The organism is Pseudomonas sp. ANT_H4, assembly GCF_008369295.1.
Classification (GTDB): Bacteria; Pseudomonadota; Gammaproteobacteria; order Pseudomonadales; family Pseudomonadaceae; genus Aquipseudomonas.
In genome coordinates this window covers 17,855-38,129 of the sequence record NZ_VOBG01000041.1, presented here as the reverse complement: position 1 = coordinate 38,129, position 20,275 = coordinate 17,855, and the positions used below count along the sequence as shown (strand labels likewise).

12 protein-coding genes and 2 pseudogenes are annotated in these 20,275 nt (G+C 50.6%); 10 read left to right on the top strand and 4 right to left on the bottom strand.

All coding sequences use genetic code 11. The features are described from left to right. Window positions 1–1,370 precede the first annotated feature (1,370 nt). A complete protein-coding gene (locus FQ182_RS28370; RefSeq protein ID WP_149414866.1) occupies window positions 1,371–3,071 on the top strand; it encodes a phosphoethanolamine transferase in 1,701 nt (566 codons plus the stop codon). A 254-nt stretch (window positions 3,072–3,325) separates the two neighbouring features. On the opposite strand, the gene FQ182_RS28365 is transcribed toward FQ182_RS28370, so the two are convergent. The 4 genes from FQ182_RS28365 to FQ182_RS28350 all read right to left on the bottom strand — a co-directional run bounded on the left by FQ182_RS28365 (window position 3,326) and on the right by FQ182_RS28350 (window position 7,249). Then, on the bottom strand, window positions 3,326–3,841 hold the full coding sequence (locus tag FQ182_RS28365) for an ATP-dependent zinc protease (protein WP_256666369.1): 516 nt from the start codon (window positions 3,839–3,841) through the stop codon (window positions 3,326–3,328). 73 nt (window positions 3,842–3,914) lie between these two features. Next, on the bottom strand, window positions 3,915–4,829 hold the full coding sequence (locus FQ182_RS28360; protein ID WP_149414867.1) for a cation diffusion facilitator family transporter: 915 nt from the start codon (window positions 4,827–4,829) through the stop codon (window positions 3,915–3,917). Window positions 4,830–5,011: 182 nt separating this feature from the next. Next, window positions 5,012–5,398: a zf-TFIIB domain-containing protein gene (locus tag FQ182_RS30815; RefSeq protein ID WP_306108737.1), complete on the bottom strand. Its 387-nt coding sequence runs from the start codon at window positions 5,396–5,398 to the stop codon at window positions 5,012–5,014. A gap of 84 nt (window positions 5,399–5,482) precedes the next feature. Then, window positions 5,483–7,249, bottom strand: a complete 1,767-nt coding sequence (locus FQ182_RS28350) for a heavy metal translocating P-type ATPase (protein WP_149414875.1) — start codon at window positions 7,247–7,249, stop codon at window positions 5,483–5,485. Window positions 7,250–8,265: 1,016 nt separating this feature from the next. Between FQ182_RS28350 and FQ182_RS28345 the strand changes: the two genes are divergently transcribed. The 9 genes and pseudogenes from FQ182_RS28345 (at window position 8,266) to FQ182_RS28315 (ending at window position 20,273) form a co-directional block, all read left to right on the top strand. Further along, window positions 8,266–8,904: an antitoxin Xre/MbcA/ParS toxin-binding domain-containing protein gene (locus tag FQ182_RS28345; protein WP_149414869.1), complete on the top strand. Its 639-nt coding sequence runs from the start codon at window positions 8,266–8,268 to the stop codon at window positions 8,902–8,904. A gap of 600 nt (window positions 8,905–9,504) precedes the next feature. Further along, window positions 9,505–10,362: a TnsA endonuclease N-terminal domain-containing protein gene (locus FQ182_RS28340; protein ID WP_032857196.1), complete on the top strand. Its 858-nt coding sequence runs from the start codon at window positions 9,505–9,507 to the stop codon at window positions 10,360–10,362. Then, window positions 10,359–12,527, top strand: coding sequence for a Mu transposase C-terminal domain-containing protein (locus FQ182_RS28335; protein ID WP_032857197.1), 2,169 nt, complete (start codon window positions 10,359–10,361; stop codon window positions 12,525–12,527). The genes FQ182_RS28340 and FQ182_RS28335 overlap by 4 nt, the downstream gene beginning before the upstream one ends. Continuing rightward, window positions 12,524–13,993: an ATP-binding protein gene (locus FQ182_RS28330; protein ID WP_032857199.1), complete on the top strand. Its 1,470-nt coding sequence runs from the start codon at window positions 12,524–12,526 to the stop codon at window positions 13,991–13,993. Before FQ182_RS28335 ends, FQ182_RS28330 begins: the two co-directional genes overlap by 4 nt. A 15-nt stretch (window positions 13,994–14,008) precedes the next feature. Continuing rightward, window positions 14,009–14,482: pseudogene (locus FQ182_RS30810) on the top strand (TniQ family protein); the annotation flags it as partial. Window positions 14,483–14,536: 54 nt separating this feature from the next. After that, window positions 14,537–15,694: a TnsD family Tn7-like transposition protein gene (locus tag FQ182_RS28325; RefSeq protein ID WP_306108736.1), complete on the top strand. Its 1,158-nt coding sequence runs from the start codon at window positions 14,537–14,539 to the stop codon at window positions 15,692–15,694. Window positions 15,695–16,010: 316 nt separating this feature from the next. Next, complete coding sequence (locus tag FQ182_RS28320; protein ID WP_080761983.1) at window positions 16,011–17,684, top strand: TniQ family protein; 1,674 nt, start codon at window positions 16,011–16,013, stop codon at window positions 17,682–17,684. Between the two features lie 397 nt (window positions 17,685–18,081). After that, window positions 18,082–18,474: pseudogene (locus tag FQ182_RS31080) on the top strand (hypothetical protein). A 665-nt stretch (window positions 18,475–19,139) separates the two neighbouring features. Continuing rightward, the gene (locus FQ182_RS28315; RefSeq protein ID WP_034152178.1) at window positions 19,140–20,273 is read left to right on the top strand and encodes a nucleoid-associated protein; all 1,134 of its coding nucleotides are present in this window, start codon (window positions 19,140–19,142) and stop codon (window positions 20,271–20,273) included. Window positions 20,274–20,275: the final 2 nt, after the last annotated feature.

Here is a 20,275-nt window from a genome sequence, read left to right as displayed (position 1 = left end):
TAAGCGCTTCGACTTCAAATGCCCAATCGAAGTTATGGGCGAGGTGATGCAGAAGGCCATGGCTATGCGGCATGATGCTCCAGCTTCAATTCAATGACCGTGTTGCACTCAGCTCCTGCAACCGCCCATCCTTGTACGCGCACAGATAACTTCACTCATCAACCCATTCCAACATATTTGCATTGATCGATTTTAGTCAGTAAGAATTTATCACGCATTATCGAGGCTCCGCTACGCAATCGACGTAAAACATACAAACCTCCACACTAAATAGATCTTAGACTAATTGTCCGCAGCAGATGGGCTTATAACAAATTTGTAATTCTTCAGTCACCCTTCTGATAACTGCTCAGCAGTACATTGAGTGTGCAAAAAAACTACGCGTCATAGGATCCTGCGGACGGGGCGACTTCTGATCGAATCCAGACACCTGAAATCGATGCTCGCAGTTTTTTAGACCATCAAATATTTATTAGTGAACAAAGAAACAGCGCGCTTTGGGGGCGTAAATCTTGTTATGCGATCTCGCATTAGAAAAATGTTGTGGGCGGCTGGTCCACTGTCTCGTGTTTCGTCGTTGATGACGGCGTCGCGTCAGGAAGCCCACGTCGAGGCTAGGACCAAACCCCAAACCGCATTACTCAATAACCCAAGCCTCGTAGATGCCCAGTGGGATATCCAAACTGCCCAAACGGGGCACCAACAGACTGATTTGATCCTCAATCCAGTACTAATGGATGCCAAAGCCTTCCGCGAAAATTCGAACACCACCAACGTAAAGCTCCGTCGGACGCCGAAAGTGTGCGTCATGCGTGCACAGCAAGGTCTGATTTCAGCTCAGAGTTCGCAATGTCTGGCGGAACGAGGATGACCAGCATCCGGAAGCGGTTGACCCTGGTGGGCGCTTCAACACCGATTTTGTCCTTCGGCCGCAAACTAAAAAGTATTTCGTCGGCGGCCAGCCGCACCTATCAGTCTCGTGATCTGCACAACGTCACCAAGCTACGCCTGCGGTACGAAATCCGCCTCGCTGTAGACAAGCGCTCGACGGCCTACAGAGCAACAAAGTCTACGCGGCCCCGCACCCAGTATTTCGCTTCAGCACAACTACTGGTGTTCAAGGACGAATCGAGCAGATCTACAGCCACGTCGCTTACTTGGGGGGTTACCTCATGAAAAAGATTTTCATCAGTTTGGTGTGTCTGGCGGTCTGGCTAGTCGCAGATCGCCAACTAGCTGACGAGAACGTTCAGGGTCACTGGTGCATCCACGAGTTGCACCGCGCCATAGGCGATTTTTTCTTACCTAAAACGTAGTGACACTCCGGTGGCAGTTCGCGCCTGGATACGTCGAGATATTCCGGAGTACCCATGAATAACAAAGTACCAATTCGCAGTTGGGAAATCACACTCGGTAGCAATCAGTTAATTCTTGCAGTTTCAACCTGGCTTCTACTGTTTAGTAACTGGCCATTTTGGCGAGCTGTCTGGCAAGGCGTGGGAGGCCTACAGGACGGAAACACCATATTCGTGCTTAGCCTGCCTTGGTTCGTGTTGATTTGGCTATACGTATTGCTCAGCGTGATGGCCTGGGGACGCTTGATAAAACCTGTGCTAGCTATCGTGCTGCTGGTTGCGGCAGCAACGAGTTACTTTATGAATAGCTATGGCATAGTAATTGATTACAGCATGCTAACGAATGTGATGCAGACGGACAGGTCCGAGGCCACGGACCTGCTGAACTGGGAACTACTGCTGTGGATGCTGGGCTTTGGTGTTATACCGGGGTTGATTATTACCCGAGTCCGTTTGATCCAACGATCGTGGTCCCGCGCACTTGCTCATCGATTGATGGGTGTGGCGGTAGCGCTCACCTGCTTGGCGGTCATCGTATTTACGCATTATCAATCCTATGCATCGCTGATGCGTAACCATCGCGAACTCCGATTGATGTTGGTTCCGTCGAATGTGGTTTCGGCAATCCATGGGTATACGCGTCGCCAGCTAGCAGTTCCCACCGAATTAAAAACCATTGGTGCTGATGCCCGCCGTGAAGAAGCTACTGCTGGTGTACGCAAACCACGGCTAACGGTACTTATGGTGGGTGAAACCGCTAGGTCCGCTAACTTCTCCCTCAATGGCTATACCCGGGATACCAATCCGGAATTGGCCAGGCGTGGTGTCTTAAGTTTTACCAATGTCAGCTCATGTGGAACAGCTACGGCCGTTTCCTTACCCTGCATGTTCCTGGATGTGGGTAAAGAAGGCTACAAAGACGGTATGGCGCTTCGTAGAGAAGGACTATTAGACGTTTTGCAGCGGGTCGGAGTATCGGTCCTTTGGAGAGACAATAACTCGGGTTGCAAAGGCATTTGCGACCGAGTACCAAATGAAAAATTGAACAATCAAAAAACGCTGGGATTATGTAGAGCCGACGAGTGTTACGACGAAGTCTTATTGCAAGATTTACAAGCCTACTTGGATAAACAGCAGCGGGACTCAATCGTGGTGCTACACATGAAAGGCAGTCACGGCCCATCCTACTCGAAACGCTATCCACCAGCGTTCGAACGATTCGGGCCCGTTTGCAATAATAACCAACTTGAACGTTGTACGCGCGAAAGCATTGTCAGTGCCTATGATAACAGTCTCAGTTATACGGACTACGTACTTGGGCAAACGATCGACCTGCTAAAGCGTAACGCTGAACGTTTTGATACGGCGATGCTTTATGTCTCTGATCACGGTGAGTCCCTCGGCGAGAATGGGCTTTACTTGCATGGACTTCCTTATGCCATGGCTCCCAGCGAGCAGACTAGTATCCCCATGGTACTCTGGATCTCCAAAGATATGCAGTCGCGTCAAAACCTAGATCCTCAATGCCTGAAGGAACAACGCGGAGTATCACTGTCCCATGACAACTTATTCCATTCTATATTGGGGTTGATGGGTATTCAAACTTCAGCATATCGCCCAGAGCTCGATCTGTTCAGCATCTGCCAATCCAAAGCGACAACACCACTAAAGCTCGCGCAAATATTTGAGCGTCAATCAGTGAAAATACCAAAATAAGGGGGGCTGCGACAAAGATCTAAAATCACCCTGTAGAATGAGCGTGCTTTTTCATCAGAGCCATGCAACTAACTATTGATAGTTGCATGGCGCCGCCACTAACACTTCCAAAAAAATGCAGCATCCGGGTGGGCGTCTTTATGTGAGACCATTTGGTCGGCCATCGCAAGCGTCAAAAAAGCTGCAAACTTCTGCCGAGCTATTTCCTCAGTACATTCACCCTGCACGTATAGATGTAGAGCAGGATGTTAGATTTAATTGCAGTTGGGTTCGTCAGTGAATGTGCGCGAAACATCGACCGCCCCCAACACCCCCAAAGTTCGGCGACCAATCAGGACGGGGTAGTTCATGTCGCCTCGATCCTTCAGTGAAAACTCCTCCTTATAAATTTTATCTCCTATGCACATCGTCATCATGACTACTGGACGATGTTCAGCGCCGCCGGCGCCTCTAACCTTTACATTTCTTTCGACGCGTCGCTCGAAGAGTGCGTTACTCACCTTCTTAGTTTTTGTGTCTTTGACTTTAACGTTGAAACGAACCCATTCCTCTCCATTTTTTTGAAATCGTTCTAAGTCTTTCGCATCCATTGAGGATGTAAGAGCTCCTGTATCTAACTTTACTTTCACGGCAATATTTTCCGGTAAAAGTATTCCTTCCTCGATCCAGCCGAATACCCTTTCTGGATTAGCAGGTGCTGAAAAAACCGGCTGCGCGACAAAAGCCAAAAGCATTGCCAGCCAAGAACAACTTAAAAAATTTCTAATCATATTAATCAACTCTATTGATCGGTATCTGCAACGTGAAAACTTGAAGCTGACTAAAATGAATGCCATGACTCAGTTAGTGCTCCATACCCTCATGGTCGTCAGCTAGTTGGTCGTGAAAATCAGATCCTTCCATTTGGACGGTAGTATGGCTGATGTGGAACTTATCACTCATAAGGCTGGTTACTTCGGACAAGATAGCTTGCTCGCTGCGGGAAGCCGAGTCAGCGACCAGATGGACGCTCATCACACTTTTACCACTGGTCAAAGCCCAGATATGCAAATCGTGGATATTCTTGACCCCCTCGATCCCATAAAGCGTCGCCTCTACCTTCTCGATATCTATGCCCTCTGGAACCCCTTGCAGCAATATGTTCATGCTTTCCTTGAGCAATGACCACGTTCTGGGCAGCACCCAGAACCCGATGCCAGCAGCGACAAGGGAATCTACCCAGTTCCAGCCGGTGAAACGGATCAAAAGAGCGGCGATGATGACGCCAATAGACCCCACCATATCGCTCCAGACCTCTAAATAAGCGCCCTTCACATTGAGGCTTTCCCCGCTGGCAGCACCCAGCAGACGCATGGAAATGAGGTTGACGATGAGCCCGATCACCGCGATAACCAACATGCCCATCGACTGAATTTCTGCTGGGGCTTTAAGTCGCAGATATGCTTCATACACGATGTATATAGCGACTAAAAACAACAAAACCGCGTTGAATGCGGCTGCAAGTATTTCGAATCGTGCGTAACCAAAGGTCCGTTTTTTATCCGCAGAGCGCTGGGCTATGTGAATGGCGACCAAAGATATCGCCAATGCGGCCACATCCGTCAGCATGTGAGCTGCATCGGACAGTAAGGCCAGGCTGCCGGTGACAAAGGCCCCGATGACCTCCGCCACCATAAAGCTCGTCGTCAGGGCGAGTGCGATCCACAGCAACTTTTCGTGACCGGCGCGTACCTGGCCGTGACTGTGTCCTGAGCTCATAACCTTTCCCTCAAACGCCGCTCGCTGAAATTCCAACCACCCAGGTAGCACCCTTGCTACGAGTCGATTGCAGGATATAAAGACCAGCTAATACCCCAAACCGTTCCATCTCATGAAACACCCCATTTCGGGATTTGGTGCTGGTTCGAGGTATATCCCGATCAAAGCGCGAAATCGCAGCCTTAATCGAACATCTCCTGCAAAAACGATTTTTTGCGGTACGACTGTTGCCCCTGATGCCCACTCTGGTTTTGATGTCCACCCTGACTTTGATGGCCGCTCTGATGACTGCTCTGATGGCCACCGTCTCTCCAACCGCCACCGTGACTTCCTCGTTGATCTCCATGAGCTTGGCTATCTCCATGCCCTTGGCTATTTCCATGCTGGCTGTAACCGGGTTGTACTGCCGGAGGAGCATTCTGTACGGGTGGAATTGGGGCCTGTGGAAGAAACCTAACGGCCTCTTGCTGTTGGCTGCGCTCGATGATCTTGTCGAGTTCACCTCGGTCGAGCCAAACGCCACGGCATTGTGGGCAATAGTCAATTTCGATGTTCTGGCGCTCAGTCATTACCAGGGCGGTATCTTTGCAGATCGGACATTGCATGATTTTGTTTCCTTGTGTGGACAGGCAATCGAAGACGCGGCTTCTACGTCACCGACGCAGTAGCCGCAGTCCATTGAATACGACGAGCAGGCTCGCGCCCATATCGGCGAAAACAGCCATCCACAACGTAGCGTGGCCGGACAACGCAAGCGCTAAAAAAACAACTTTGATACCCAAGGCCAGTCCAATGTTTTGCTTTAAAACAGAGGCACATCGACGACTCAGGCTAATAAAGTCAGCAATCTTGCGTGGGTCGTCATCCATGATGGCGACATCAGCCGTTTCAAGCGCTGTGGCAGTCCCAGCGGCTCCCATCGCAAAACCAATGTCGGCTTGCGCCAATGCCGGAGCATCGTTCACACCATCGCCCACCATGCCAACTGAACCAAAGCGGCGCTTGAGTTCAGCGACGGCGGTCTGTTTATCCTCCGGCATGAGGTTTCCGCGTGCATCCTGTATGCCGAGCTGAGCGGCGATGGACTTGGCCGTTGCAGGGTTGTCACCCGTGAGCATCACCGGTACGACATTCAATGCTTTCAGAGCAGTTACGGCAGCAAAGCTTTCAGGCCTTACTGTGTCAGCCACAGCAAAAATCGCCACTGGACCGCTGGCCGCGCAGAGCACGATTACAGTTTTTCCTGCGTTTTCCAGCAGCGACAATCGGGCCTCAAGGGCCGGCGAGCATACGCCCAACTCTTCAACCAAGCGGTGGTTACCCAGGTGCCACGATTGACCGTCGATATTGCCTTTGACGCCACGACCGTTGAGTACGCCGAAGTCCTCAACCGGCAGAGTCGCCGCGTCCGGTTGCTGTAATTTCCATCCGCTGACCAAGGCCTTCGCCACTGGGTGTGTACTGTGTTCGTCGAGGCTAGCTGCGATCTGCAAAGCCATCTCTATGGGCAGATCACCAAAAGGCTCGTTATCGGTCAGTACCGGTTTGCCTTGGGTCAAGGTGCCAGTCTTGTCGAGCGCCACAACCTTAAGTAGTCGGCCGCTTTCAAGGTACGCACCGCCTTTAATCAAAATGCCATGCTTGGCAGCCGCGGCTAGCCCACTGACGACGGTAATTGGCGTTGAAACCACCAAGGCACATGGGCAGGCGATGACTAGCAGGACCAGCGCCTGATAGAGCCAATCGCCCCAGGTTCCAGCGAACAGAACGGGGCCCAATGCAGCAACCAACAGGGCAAGTACCACTACAGCCGGGGTGTAATAACGTGCAAATTGATCTACAAACCGCTGGGTAGGGGCTCGTTGAGATTGCGCGTCTTGTATGGCCGCCGCGATACGAGCAAGAGTGCTTTCTCCTGCTACGGCCGTCACAGTCGCTTCAACTACACCGTCGGTAACGATACTGCCTGCGTAAAGTGGATCACCGACCTGCTTATCAACTGGTAGGCTTTCGCCAGTAATTGGAGCTTGGTCCAGTGCGGCGCGACCAGACTCGACGCTGGCATCCAAGGGTACTCGCGAACCGGTGCGAACCCGAATACGACTACCGAGTAATACACTCGCCACCGGCTGATCTTTCCAACCGCCATCAATCATTACTTCGGCGGTTTCGGGCGCCAATGCAGTTAGCGATTTGATCGCATTACGCGCTCGCTCCAACGAAAGGGCTTCGATAGCTTCAGCAATAGCGAATAGGAAAACCACCATTGCAGCTTCAGGCCATTTACCAATGACGAGAGCACCAATGACAGCCAGCGACATCAGAAAATAGATGTTCAGAGTGAAGTTCTTAATCGCAATCCAACCCTTTTTGAGGGTTGGCAGGCCAGCGCTCAGAATGGAAAGAGCGGCAAGCACCATCACCGGCCAGGAACCTTCCTGCCCAGTTGTCCACGCGATGACTTCAGCGGCGATAGCAGCCAAGCCGCTGATGGCCAGTAATCCTTTCAGTTTGGCGCTCAAGGCCGGGGGAACTGCCGATGGAGCGGCGCCGGCCTCAAGCAGGCTCGGCCCCATATCCAACGCGACTAAGGCGGTGACGATTGACTGCGGATCATCCAAGCGGTGATGCACGGTCAACTCACGATTCAAGAGATTGAAGTCGAGTCGGACAATTCCGGGCATGGGTTCCAGCCGGTTACGGATCAGGCGCTCCTCTGTGGGGCAATCCATTTTGTCGATGCGATACCGAACATTGCTAGTCCCTTCCGGAGCTGGATTGCTCCTGCTGGTCGAAAAACCTTCTGTTGCTTGAGTGCCTTGAGCGCAACACGCATCGGCATGATCGTGGGCATGCTCATGCTCATGCTCATGCTCATGCTCATGCTTGTGATCATGCTTGTGATCTTTGTGATGCCTGGGCTCAGCAGCCTTAGCGGACCCATGCTGATGGTCAGATCCGCAACACTCTTCTTTCTTCTGTACGTAAAGACGGAGGACCGGCTTGAGCTTGTTTTCCTGGTTCATGGTGCTTCTACCGCGAAGGATAATTCCGCCATTCAACAGCCTGTACCTACTTCAGGGTCAAGCGCCCAAGAAAGTTATTTGAAGCCGCTTTCGTGTGCGGATAGCTTGCGACTAAGTTGAGGCCCGTCTCTGTTGGGCTTCTTTTCCTTCCCATTTGGCGAATATCTTTCTGACCAGACCAATGGCTGCCGTAGACCCATTTCCGTCCGATGTGGTGCTCGAACGTGAAACGGCGGGCGTGTAGTCGAGCTTTTAGCTGACATCTTTGCCGATGCGCCGGAGAGCGCAGCCGCTCGTCGCAATAACCGGCAGGAATGGCCTCTATGCAAGGTTATCCAGTGACTGGATCTACTCTGCGCGCGAGCATAATGATGCGTCTTCTCTAATTACGAAATGAGAACCGGACGATCATGAGTGAGAGCGAGCGCTGGATAGTCAAATGCCAGGATACTGAGGATGGTAGCGGTGATGTCATCGTTGATTTACCCCCAGAACTGCTTGCCAAAATGGGGGTAGGTGTTGGGGACGATCTGACGATTACGGTAGCGGACGGCGCAATAGTGGTGAAGCCTATGCATGGAGCAACATCAGTGCAGGCCGTGTTTGCTGGAGTCCTGCTTGATGAGGCTTATCATGCTTACCGCATCCGGCTGGAGGCGTCTCTTAATATCCCCTCAAACGCCTCTGATCAGGACATTCACGACATTATCGTAGCTGGCTTCTCGGCCAGCCTGATCAAGTCGCTTTGCGACGTCGGAACCATAAGTCCGGAAGAACGCGACAGAATTATTCCACTCAAAATGCTCAAAACAAAATTGGTCAGCAATCAGCTTTTAACGGTGGATGAGAGTGATCGCCTGTTCCGCTTTGCACATATTACCGCCATGGCCGATGTGATCTTCGGGGACGCAGAGAAGGCCAAACAATGGCTTTCCAAACCGAAATCCCGGTTTTCGGGTAAAAGTCCAACGGCGATGCTCACTACAACTCACGGCACACATCGGGTCGAAGAAATGCTGATTCGGGTAGCTGAGGGCATGTCATTTTGATCCAACCGCAGCTAAGTAGAACCATCACAATTGGGTACGCGCCCCCAACGGGCATTTTTGTCAAAATAGTCATTTAGCTGGCATGCTCCGTTAAGCCGTTTCCCCCTGAATTCACTGAGCCGCTGGTGTCAAAATATTTTGTTCAGCTGCAATCTCGACTTTAAAAAGACTCCCGAGGGTAGTGTCAAACTATGTTGTTATAAACTCATCCCGTCATTCGGATATCGTCATGCCTTGTGTCAATCTATGTTGTAAAAATGGCATCGCGGCAGGTTCCGTAAACGACTGATTTTATTGGTTTCCGTGTGTCAAACTATGATGTTGGGCACCAATTACCCATACTGGTGGCTACTAACAATAAAGATTGACACTTAACAATAAAGATTGACACGCCGTAACATAGATTGACACAAGGCCGAAACCCCCGTATTTACGGGGTTTTCCATTTTTTGGCTGAGCCATCGGTCTAGATTCTCCGCTTCGTTCCGCTCCGGGAGTAGGCTAAAGAGGGCTGTACCATGAACAGGTGGTGGGCGATTTTTTCCTATAACTATTTTTCAGGGCGAGGAGAGGCGGTCCCGGCGGACGAAGGAGGTAGCATTGCGCGGTCGTAGGTTTTCGTCTGAGACAGATATTCAGCGGCATATTTCGAATGGATTCGGTAGCGGAGCTGGTGCCAGTTATCTGCCGTGGCTGCGCGTCCAAGACGTGCCTTCCAGAGGACGCTCCCACAAGATCCAAGGTGTGAAGATCGATCGCCTCCATCACCTCTTTTCCGACCTAGAGCGCGCCTATTTTTTGGTATGTGAATTTTCGGAAAATGTTGTGGATATACGCGAGCAGTATCCATTGCTACCGCGAGAAAGTGCTCAAGCAATCGCGAGCTCTATGGGAGTGCGATACCCGAAGTATCCGAAGACAGTGCTTCCTTACGTTATGACCACGGATTTTTTATTAACGATAAAAAAGCCCGATGGCAGCTTTAAATCCGTAGCCAGAACAATTAAATACCGCACTGACCTCGAAGGCAAAAAAGCCAGGAGGACGTTGGAAAAATTTGAGATCGAAAAGCGTTTCTGGACTGGCCAACACGTTGATTGGGCCATTGTCACTGAAGAAATGTTCAGCCCCGATTTGATCAAGAATTTAGGCTTACTCAGGAAGTTCGCTCAACTGCCGCGCGCCTTGGCAGAGCCATCATTACACACAGATTTTCTGGGGCACTTAGCGAGCTGTCGTCCCTACCCGTGGAGTACTGCTGAATCTCTGCGAAAGATTGCCGCACGTTTATTTATCTCCTATCAAGACTCTCGGGCTTTATATCATCACCTGATATGGGCTAAGTCGATCAAGGTAGATTTGGTTGGTACTCCCATTCAAATGACTGCGCCACTACCAACATTTGAAATCATTGAGAAACCAATGAAAATTTCACTGACGGCGGAGGGCCTATCATGAAAGTCCAAGTCAATGATTGTTTCGAACCGCTTACTGAGTTTTCCGTCGTGCCGGGCTTCGTTAGGGTCTTGTACCTCAATGAGCGATACGATGCGGTCGTTTTGATCCAATTAACGGATCCGCCCCGCCAGCCGATTGGTTTAGGCCTGGAGGAGCTTCGCGGATCCGTCATTGCAGGTGATACGAAGCTAGCCAAGGTCGTTACGCCTGAGTTTCTCTTAGTGTTAGAGGATGACTTGGATGAGAAAAAGAAGCGGGAAAGGGATGAAAAGTGGAACATCATCGCACCCCTGATCGACTCAGATTATCCAGGTCAGATATTCGCTCCTGGTGAGATGGGTCAAATGGTCGGCGCTAGAGCTGTTGAGCTCGGTATACAGCGCAAGAGCATCTATCGACTTCTGTACCGTTACTGGATCAATGGCCAAGTTCGAAATGCGCTCTTGAAAAACTATGCGGGCGTCGGAGTTCCTGAGCGCAAGTATGATCCCGCAAAGCCCCCAGGTAGGAAGCCAAGGTATCAAGGTATTGCCGTTTCACCGACCAAGGTTATCGATGCCGTGGATAAGCGCTGTATCCGTATCGGCTACTCGTTATTTGTCGGGGATAAGACTTCTACGATAACCAACGCCTATGTTGAGATGCTCAGGAGGTTCTATACCGCGAAAGACCTGTCGAAAAATCCAGAATCAGGCGGTCGTTTGCTACCCGAATCGGAAATTCCTTCCTTTAGACAGTTCGATTATTGGGGAAAGCAATATTTCGACGAGGTTGAAACTGAACGTGGCCGTAAGGGAATGCGTAAGTGGCTAAAAGATTGCCGCCCCCTTTCTGGAACCGTCCGTGACTGGCTTCGTGGCCCCTGCCATCAGTTTGAGATCGATGCCACCATTGCGGACATTTATCTCGTGAACGGATACTCCAGGCGAATGCTCATTGGACGGCCGGTTGTGTACGTCGTCATTGATAGCTTTTCCGGCATGATCGTCGGTCTCTACATCGGATTAGAGGGCCCGAGTTGGAACGGAGCCAGGCAAGCGCTTTTCAACGCTTTCACTTCGAAGGTTGAGTTTTGCGCTACCAATGGGGTCACAATCGATTCAGGGGAATGGGCCTGTCATCACCTCCCACATCACATCTACGCTGATCGAGGCGAGATGTTGGGGAAAGCAGCTGAGGGTCTTGCCACTGGCCTGAATATCGAGCTGGGAATCGCTCCGCCTTACCGCCCTGACTGGAAGTCGATGGTTGAGAGCCGGTTCGGTATCCTGAACAACCTGACAGGCATCAGGTGGCTTCCTGGTGGTGTAGCTGCTAGGGAGAAGGAACGTGGCGAGCGAGATTACCGACTCGATGCAACGCTGAGCATTAAAGAGTTCACCAAGATTATCATCCAGTGTGTCCTTCACTATAACCGCTTCAACAGGCAGCCCGACAGGCTCACTCAAGAGATGATGAACGACGGTGTCGATCCGACGCCGTCAGGTATCTGGACTTGGGCATTAGAAAATGGTCATGTCGAACCAAACAATCATCCCGACGAGCTGGTCTATCTCCATTTGCTTCCGCGCGAGCAAGCGACGGTGCAAAAGGGTGGTGTGCTATTCCGAGGGATGCACTATGTCTGTGATGTAGCGATCGAGAACAACTGGTTTGCGAAGGCCCGTAGCCGCGGGGTTTGGTCGATAGAGTGTTGGTATGACCCAAATTCCTCAGCACATATCTGGATTCGGGGAGACAACAAACAGTTCATCCGTTGCGATTTGCGTAAGTCTGATAGCAAGTATGCTGGTTATCGATCCGATGAGATTTTCGATCTGCTCGAAGCTTACCGCCAGACTCCACCGACTCATAAACGCGCTGAGTTGGAGAGTCGGATTTCGCTGCTGGAGGAAGTTAATCAAGTCGTCAGCGGTGCGATCGCTGAGCGAAATGATGAGCCAGCGCCTGCGACCAAAGCTGAGATGATTGGAAATATTCGTGAGAATCGCGCCGTTGAGCGCCTCAAGGAGCGTGAGACCGCCCATGTGCCAGAGGGTGTAAGGATTGAATCGCCTGTGCTCAAGACAGAGATCTCCCAAGATCGCTCAGAAAACTTTGCCGGCCCTCGCAGCGCTCAGGTTATCGATATGCTCAAACGCCTGCGCCCAGGACAAAACTCATGAAAGGCGCCCAAGTTTTCGCAAGCTACACGAAGCAGGCGATAGCGGACTACGCGGGAAATCCACTCATCGAAGCGCTGCCACCGATCTTCTCAGAAGAGGTGGCAATGCAACTAATCTCGAACTTCCCCCGTCCTGTTGATCCAGAAGAGCTGACCCTCGACCGATCGACTCGGGTTCACTGCATCGACCGGTTGAGAACGGTGGTCCAGCCTTTGTTGGTCCACATGGATCTGGAGTCCGTATTTTCATTGCTGGTACGACGTGGGTACGTCGGACGCAACCCGACCTCTCCAGACACTGTCAGACATCTTCACTCACTTTCGGGCGCACAGCGCTACCACGATGGATTTAAGTCCACTGCCGAAACGTTCAGTCTGGTTGGCCTTAGTGGCATTGGAAAGTCCACCGCACTCGAAGCCATTTTGAGTCTCTACCCTCAAACGATTCGCCACGAGCGTTATGAAGGAAAGCAGTTCGTTCATACCCAGATCACCTGGCTCAAGCTTGACTGCCCCCGAGATGGTTCGCTGGCAGGCTTCTGTCAGCAATTTTTCTATGCGGTCGGGCGAGCTTTAGGTGATGAGGATTACTACAAGCGGTATAGGGCTCGGAACATCAATGACTCGTTGCAACAAATGGAACAGGTTGCGAGTACATTTTTCATCGGAGCTTTGCTGATCGACGAACTTCAGAACCTGCACCTCGCGAAAACTGGGGGCAAGGACAACATGCTGAATTTCTTCCTCCATCTAGTGAACAACATCGGAATTCCTGTGGTGTTCATCGGGACAAATTCGATGATCAGCCTATTTTCGGACGTCATGCGCAACGCAAGGCGTTGCTGCGGCGTCGGGGTACTCGAATTTAAACGTTTTGAGAAGGACGATGACGAGTGGCGCATGCTTGTTGAAAACCTCTGGAGCTATCAGTGGTACCAGCAGCCGGTCGAACTGACAGAGGATGTGTTTGATGCGCTGTATGAGCATACACAAGGGGTCACCGACTTTTTGGTGAAGCTTTTGGTGCTCAGTCAAAGGTATGCGATCCAGAGTGGTTCGGAATGCGTTACCGCCGAGACAATTGCGTTGGTGAGCAACACCAAGATGCAGATATTGAAGCCAGCTTTGTCCGCTCTGCGAAGCCGAGATCCGAAACGGATGCGGCAGTTCGATGATTTGCTTCCGATTGAAGACCAACTAAGCGACATGATGGCGTTCGATGGTGTGGCTCGGCCGGAGCGACTGGCATTGCTGCGCAGTGTCATCAGTCGCAGCGACAATAGTGCTACCAAACCTAATGTGGCGGCCGTTAACCAAGTCAAATCGCAGTCACCTGCGGCGGTGGCGGTTGAGACCTCAGAGGCACAGGCGCTAAGTGAAAGTGAAGACTCCATTGAGGCGTTGAAGAGCGCCGGTTGGATAAGCAGTGATCTCTTTGAGTTTTCTCCGTTGTATCGGAAGGGGTGAATTAAGGGTGACGAAATGGGGCTCAAATTCCATTTCTTTCCGGCCGTTTTCCACGATGAGACGCTTCACAGCGTTCTCTCAAGATACGCCCGGCTCTGTGGCGTACGTAGTTGCGCAGCAGTTTTCGATGGAGCGCAGTCCGCGAAATGCTTTTCGCAGAACGTTGCTTTTCCATGTCGACTAGCTGAGCTTGTCGAGGCGCTGCCGTGTGATACAGGCTTATCGCTAGCCGCTGTTATAAAGCGCCATACGCAACTGCCCTACTACGAACCTTTTTTGACCCCGCAACAGGTGGACGACGCCAATATCTTGATGGCGGGAAACGGCAAGGGGTTGATGCTAAGGTTGGGGTTAATCGCGAGCCGACTCGAGTTTGCTTCGAGAGTGCGATTTTGCTTCGACTGTGTCCAACAGGACATGGCCTGTGTGGGAGCAGCGTACTGGCACCGTGTGCATCAGCTTCCAGGCGTTTTGATCTGTCCCCACCATGGAACCCCGTTGAGGTTCCTTGATTACCGCTGGTTGAGCAGAAACTCTCGAAGAATGCATTTACCGGACGATGAGGACGTTCAGTCTCACTCCATTTCGCTAGACATCCCTCAAAATCTACAAAGTGCTCTGCAAGAAATAGCGCAGCGTTCGATGCAGGTGCTTGAGACCGATGTTCCGCCATTATGTCCTGATGCGATTCGCTCGGTGTTTCTGGATAGCGCTATTGCCTTGAAAATGGCTTCCGATACTGGTCGGCTGCACTTAGGCATTTTGGCGCGACACATGTCTGCGTTCTTTGAGGCGCTCCCCTCCTCAGGGGAATACTCGATACTGAGCAAGTCGTCTGCGGATATACCGGCGGCCTGGATTGTGAAGCTTTTGCGTAAGCCGAGGGGCACCCATCATCCGCTGAAATTCATCCTGCTGGCCTGTGCGCTCAAGGTCGATATGGAAAGGATACTGCGGCCAAACGGGCCTATTACCGAGTCGCTTAGTCGAACAGCCAATAGCGAAACTCCTGGTGGACGAGCTGCCAACAGATCTCCAACCAATCGCTCAAGCACCAATGAGTATATGAGTGAGGCATCTGAAACGATCTGGACGCTGGCGCTCATGGGGGCTAACGCTAAGACCATAGCGTCAGAAACAAGGAGCTCGGTTACATGCGTCTACCGAATGATACGCGCGATTTCGTATGGACCTGACCTATGGAAAGAGGCGAGGCTTTCGAAACTGCTGGTTGATAGGAGGAACCGATTTGACGGGGAATACAGAGCTCGCCTAGCTCATGAGTGTCGAGATTATGTGTGGCTTCATCGAAACGATCGGCAATGGCTGTCCGAGCTTACACAAGAGCCAGGAAAAGCCCACAGACCGCGCGGACAGCAGGCAGAAAGATTCAAAGACCTCGACCTTGACCTTGCCAACGAAGTGGTTCAATGCGCTGAAATGTTACGAGCGCTTCCAGGTAAACCTGTCCGCATCTCACGGACAAAAATAGGCAGAGAGCTTCATGTGTTATCTAGGTTTGAAAAGCAGCTCAACAAGCTGCCGCACTGTGCGGCTGCACTGGCAGCCGAATGCGAAACCCTTGATGCATTCCATCGGCGGCGCCTGAGCTGGGCCGAGCGGAAGCTAAAACTTGACGGCAAGCCAATCACTCAATCAGCGCTGTATCGAACAGCGTGTCTCAGAAAACTCCAAATATGAGTGAAGGCACCCTGATCCGCGTATGAATATTGCTCTGTAACGCCGTCGGCACAAGCCTCTATATATATGAGCTGTGCGTGGATTCGATGTGTGAATTTTGACGAGGCGTGCAGTGAAAGTATTTATATGTGTGGTGTATTGTATTTTGACTTTGGCGTAAAAACTGCTGTTTTCTAATAAAACAGTTGCTGGCTGTTCGCTACTGTATGGCGTTCATTTTTAAAATCCTTACCCGGGTACACGGTGATATGTGATAAAAGAACACCATCCACAGGACTCGCGTCCTACCAGACCCACGCTAGAAAGTCGGCTACTCATGTCCAGTATTCTGTTTTTCCCAATGTCTATGCCAGACGAGACACTATTATCTCGTATTACGAGATACCATTTTTTGTCCGGAAACAAAACCGAGGCAGAAACTTTCCGTGATCTTTTTGGCGTTGCGCCATTCCAACTATCTATCATACCAAAGCAATTAGAAAACCTTGCTTCTCGATTGCCGGGAGTTAAAGAAGGCAACTTGGCTGAGTTGCTTGAGATTAACACTACGTTCCCAGCCTACAAACCTTTTATAGGATTATCAAAAGAATCCTCTAAGGAATTTGACAAGGTTTTATCTGATGTCGCTCGAGTGCCTAGGAGAGAAGGTACGAGGAATAGCAGAGCTAAAATTTGCTTGGCCTGTGTGCAGGCCGACCTCATAGAGTGTGGCTACGCATATTGGCACCGAGCTCATCATGTACCGGGCGTTACAGCGTGCTGGCGACACGGTGAAGAACTTCTTAAATCTTGCCCTAATTGCTCTCACCCTTTCTATCGTAAAAACCGATTGTTACCGGGGTTGACCGATGATTGTGCTTGCGGGTGGAACGCTGTTAAACCTACGAACCGCTCACTCGCCTCAAATGAAGAGCGCGAGTTTGCAGTTTTTGTAAATGATATTCTGCAACGCAATCTGCCATCGATAGAATATACGGTTTTGGCTGCTTGTTATCGGCGTCAAGCAAAGAAGCAAGGGTTTGTTCATGGGAACCTAATTGGCACAGCTAAATTATTTAGCAGTATTCGTGATAAGTTCAGCGATGAAATTATTTCGAAAATTGATTTGGCATACGCAGCTGGAATTCGAAGTCAATGGATTAGGCTATCGACAACAAGAGGTCAAATTGATATGCCGTTGGCAAGGCATCTTTTAATATCTCTCCATCTTTTTGGATGTGCAGAAAAGTTTGAGAAATGCTTGGCAGAAGAGTCTCTACTTGCTAGCTCGGCAAACCCGACGGTCCGTCTTAAAGAGAAAACTTTGCCAGAACATAAGAAAAAGGCTTATCGAGAAAAAATCTCAATGCTACTTGAAGTGAAGCCAGGCATTGGTATGGACTATCTTTGGGTAAGTGCTTATCAAGTAACCCGTTGGCTCAACGAAAACGATAAGGACTGGTTGTTGAGTAAAATTACAGGGAACTTAATGCAGAAGAGTAGTGTCGAGCCGGTGGTAAATGATGAGGACGAAAAATACGCAACTATTCTTATAGAGGGCGTTGAGAACTTGTACCGCATCACCCAAAAACAGGTGCGAGTAAATATCAGTAACATGCTTGCACTTTTGCCGCGAAAAGTAAGTAGGGAGCGTGCGACTCGTAAGTCTTTCCCATTGCTGTCAGCTCAACTTGAACTTCATCTTGAGTCTCTTTGGCATTTTAGGTTACGGAGATTTATATGGACGATGTCGGAGATCGCGAGGCTTAAGTTACCCCCAAACAACTCCAGCTTGAGATTATTGACAACAGTGCCTCATGTGGCCTGCCAGGCTCTCATAAATCACTTCGAGTGGGATTTAGACAGCATGGTTAAGGACGGCATTAAGGTTGACGTTATGCTTAGAAATACCGGTGTCTCGCGGCAATGGGAAGGGCCACCAGGTTATGATATTCCCATGGGTGGCAATGCATACATGGAGATGATCGCGTCCAATTCAAAGCTCCAGTAGATATTTTTATGGCGTGGCGCAGTTGCTCTGGATCCGGTGATTTTTGTGGCTTATTGCTGGGCGTTGGATGTCATTGTTAATACCGACGCCTATTGCGTATTGATCGGGCATTGGATGTGCACCGATAGCAGCGGTTTACGCATATACGGGATTTATGCCGCAGAAGCAGATATCGCTCACGTACCGCAGACACCGGCATCTATTTTGACGTCGGATTCAAGCATGAGCAATGGCATAAATCAGACCATAGCTAAAGGGCTAAACGTTAGCTTTTGAGCAGATGAGCCAAGTTTTGCGTGCTGTTCATCGGGGTTTAAGTCGGGCGATTTACGGGCAGCTATGCTGACTGGTGTGATTAATCATTCGACTCGATTTATGAAGTGGGTCGGAGGGATGAATGAATCTGGCGGGCCTAGCAGAACTGGTTTCTGGTGGTGAAAAAATACCTGGATGTGAGCTTCCTCATTCAGACGCCGTGGCTCTGATCGGATCTTACTTCCCTGGACGGACCTATTGCCTAGTCGCTGACTGGATAATGGTTGATTTAGTGGTCTCCCCCCGTCAGTTAAAGGTCGTTGTTAGAGGAGGAGTTACTCCTACACTGGTCAACACTTTGTTTGTTCTCCACGATAGCTGAGGACGTTTCCATCGCGCCCGCTGGGTAAGAACCTCATTGGGAGTTTCCTTCACCCACGATTGCCTGTTCGAGACCAAAAATACCGTTTATGTGTTGATGGGACCCGGCCGAAGGGTACAGACGGACCTAGATGTCGCTTTGAGCCTGTACTGAGAGTCACGGACGCGTAATGTGGTATTTATCGACGCTCAATGTTTTGGGCGCCGTCCCACTCAACCATCGCGGTACTGTCTCGGTGCTTACTGAGACATGGCGTTCGTAACAATCGTCCCCAGAACCAGGCCTATAGCGGAGTGGCGACACATGACCATTACCCGGACTATCGTCCAGACAGTCGAGTTCTTGTGTGACCTGTCTTGAGATCAAACCCTCCAAAAATCTGTTCTTCAGTAGGTAAAAGGCCTCCTGCGCATTACCTAGAACCTCGGGTAATCTTTGGGATAGATTCCTTCGAAGAATTGCTTCAAACGAAGGATCTGATCGATCCAGCGTGGGCGGTCCCCGCTCTTCAGCTGTGCTCCAGCGCTGACGGATAAGATTGGAAAAACTTTTCAGACTGAGTCTACGTTAGAGACTATGGTCTGTGACAAGCCTAGATGATGCTGTCCGCGTTTCGACGCTCAGACCCTCGTGCTGATGAATGGCATAGAGTATTATGCTGTATGCATATACAGTTATTGGGTTCGTGCAGCCTTACTGATCACTAGGTGTTGGAGCCCTTAGGTGATATCTGATATCGAGATAAGCCCTGAAGTTTGCTGGGTAAGGTGCTATTTTCAGTGATTCCATATTGATACTATCGGAACGGAATTCGACCTATGATTACGCTGAAAACTGCCATTATTCACAGCTTCAAGAAGCTGGCCAAGACCAGCGTTATCTCCGAGGTGGTCAAGAAGGATGTGGCGCTCGATACTGAAAATCCCGCGTTGCATTTTCTGGTCAATGGTATCCACGGCCTCATCGGCAAAGAAGGCAACAGCGTGGTCTACGGCCAGTTTGCCAATGATGACCGTCAGGGACCGTTTCCAGAGCGCTTCACCGCGTTCGTAGAAGTACAAGATGATGAAGCGCGATTTATCGACTTGACCCACTTGGCAATGGACCAGTTGGTGGAGCAAGCCGGTAATCAAGTCTTATCGACCGGTGGACACATCCTTTGCGCTCAGTACACCGCAGGTGCAACCGACTTTTTCCTGGTCGCCAGCATGAAGGAACGCGGCGGTATACAGCTGGACGAGAACTATGTGCCCAAGGAAATTCAAGAGGTCGATCTCAACAAGGTTCAGCAGGCCGCCAGGATCAATTTAGCGAGTTTCGTGGCCATAAAGGCTATGGCTGCTGCGGCCGCTGCTGCGCCTGAGCAGAATGAAGATGACGCGGAGGATGAAGTGGATTCAACCTACCTGTGCTTCATCAGCCGGGGCCGTGATAGTCAGGCATCCGATTATTTCATCTCTGCACTGGGATGCGCGAAAGGAGTAGCTTCCGGACGCGCTACCAAAAATGCCATTGATAACGTTGCACGGTTTTTTCGCGACAACAAAACGTTAAAAGGCTTTGGTTACAAGGCCAAAGAGGCGGTGATCAAGTATCTGGAGGAGCAGTTGGCCGCAGGCAAATCTGCGCGCTTGGACGCTATCTGCCACGTCGCTGTCGCACACGTACCCGCTGACTTAGTGGATGAAATTGTTGGGCTGAAAGACTATTTGAATAGCGAGAAACATAAGGTGCCAGACGACTTTACGGTCAATGCGAAATCGCTGAAAGAGAAGACCCGTATCAAGGGGGACGCGGCTAACTGGTCGTTGCAATTCGAGCGTGGAGCGTTAGGTAAGGATCCGGCCGCAGACGTTTATTATGATGAGGGACGGAAAAAGTTGACGCTGTCCAATCTGACTGCCGAACTGGTTGGTGTGATCGAGAAAGAACTGCTGGCCAGGGTCGGCTAAGA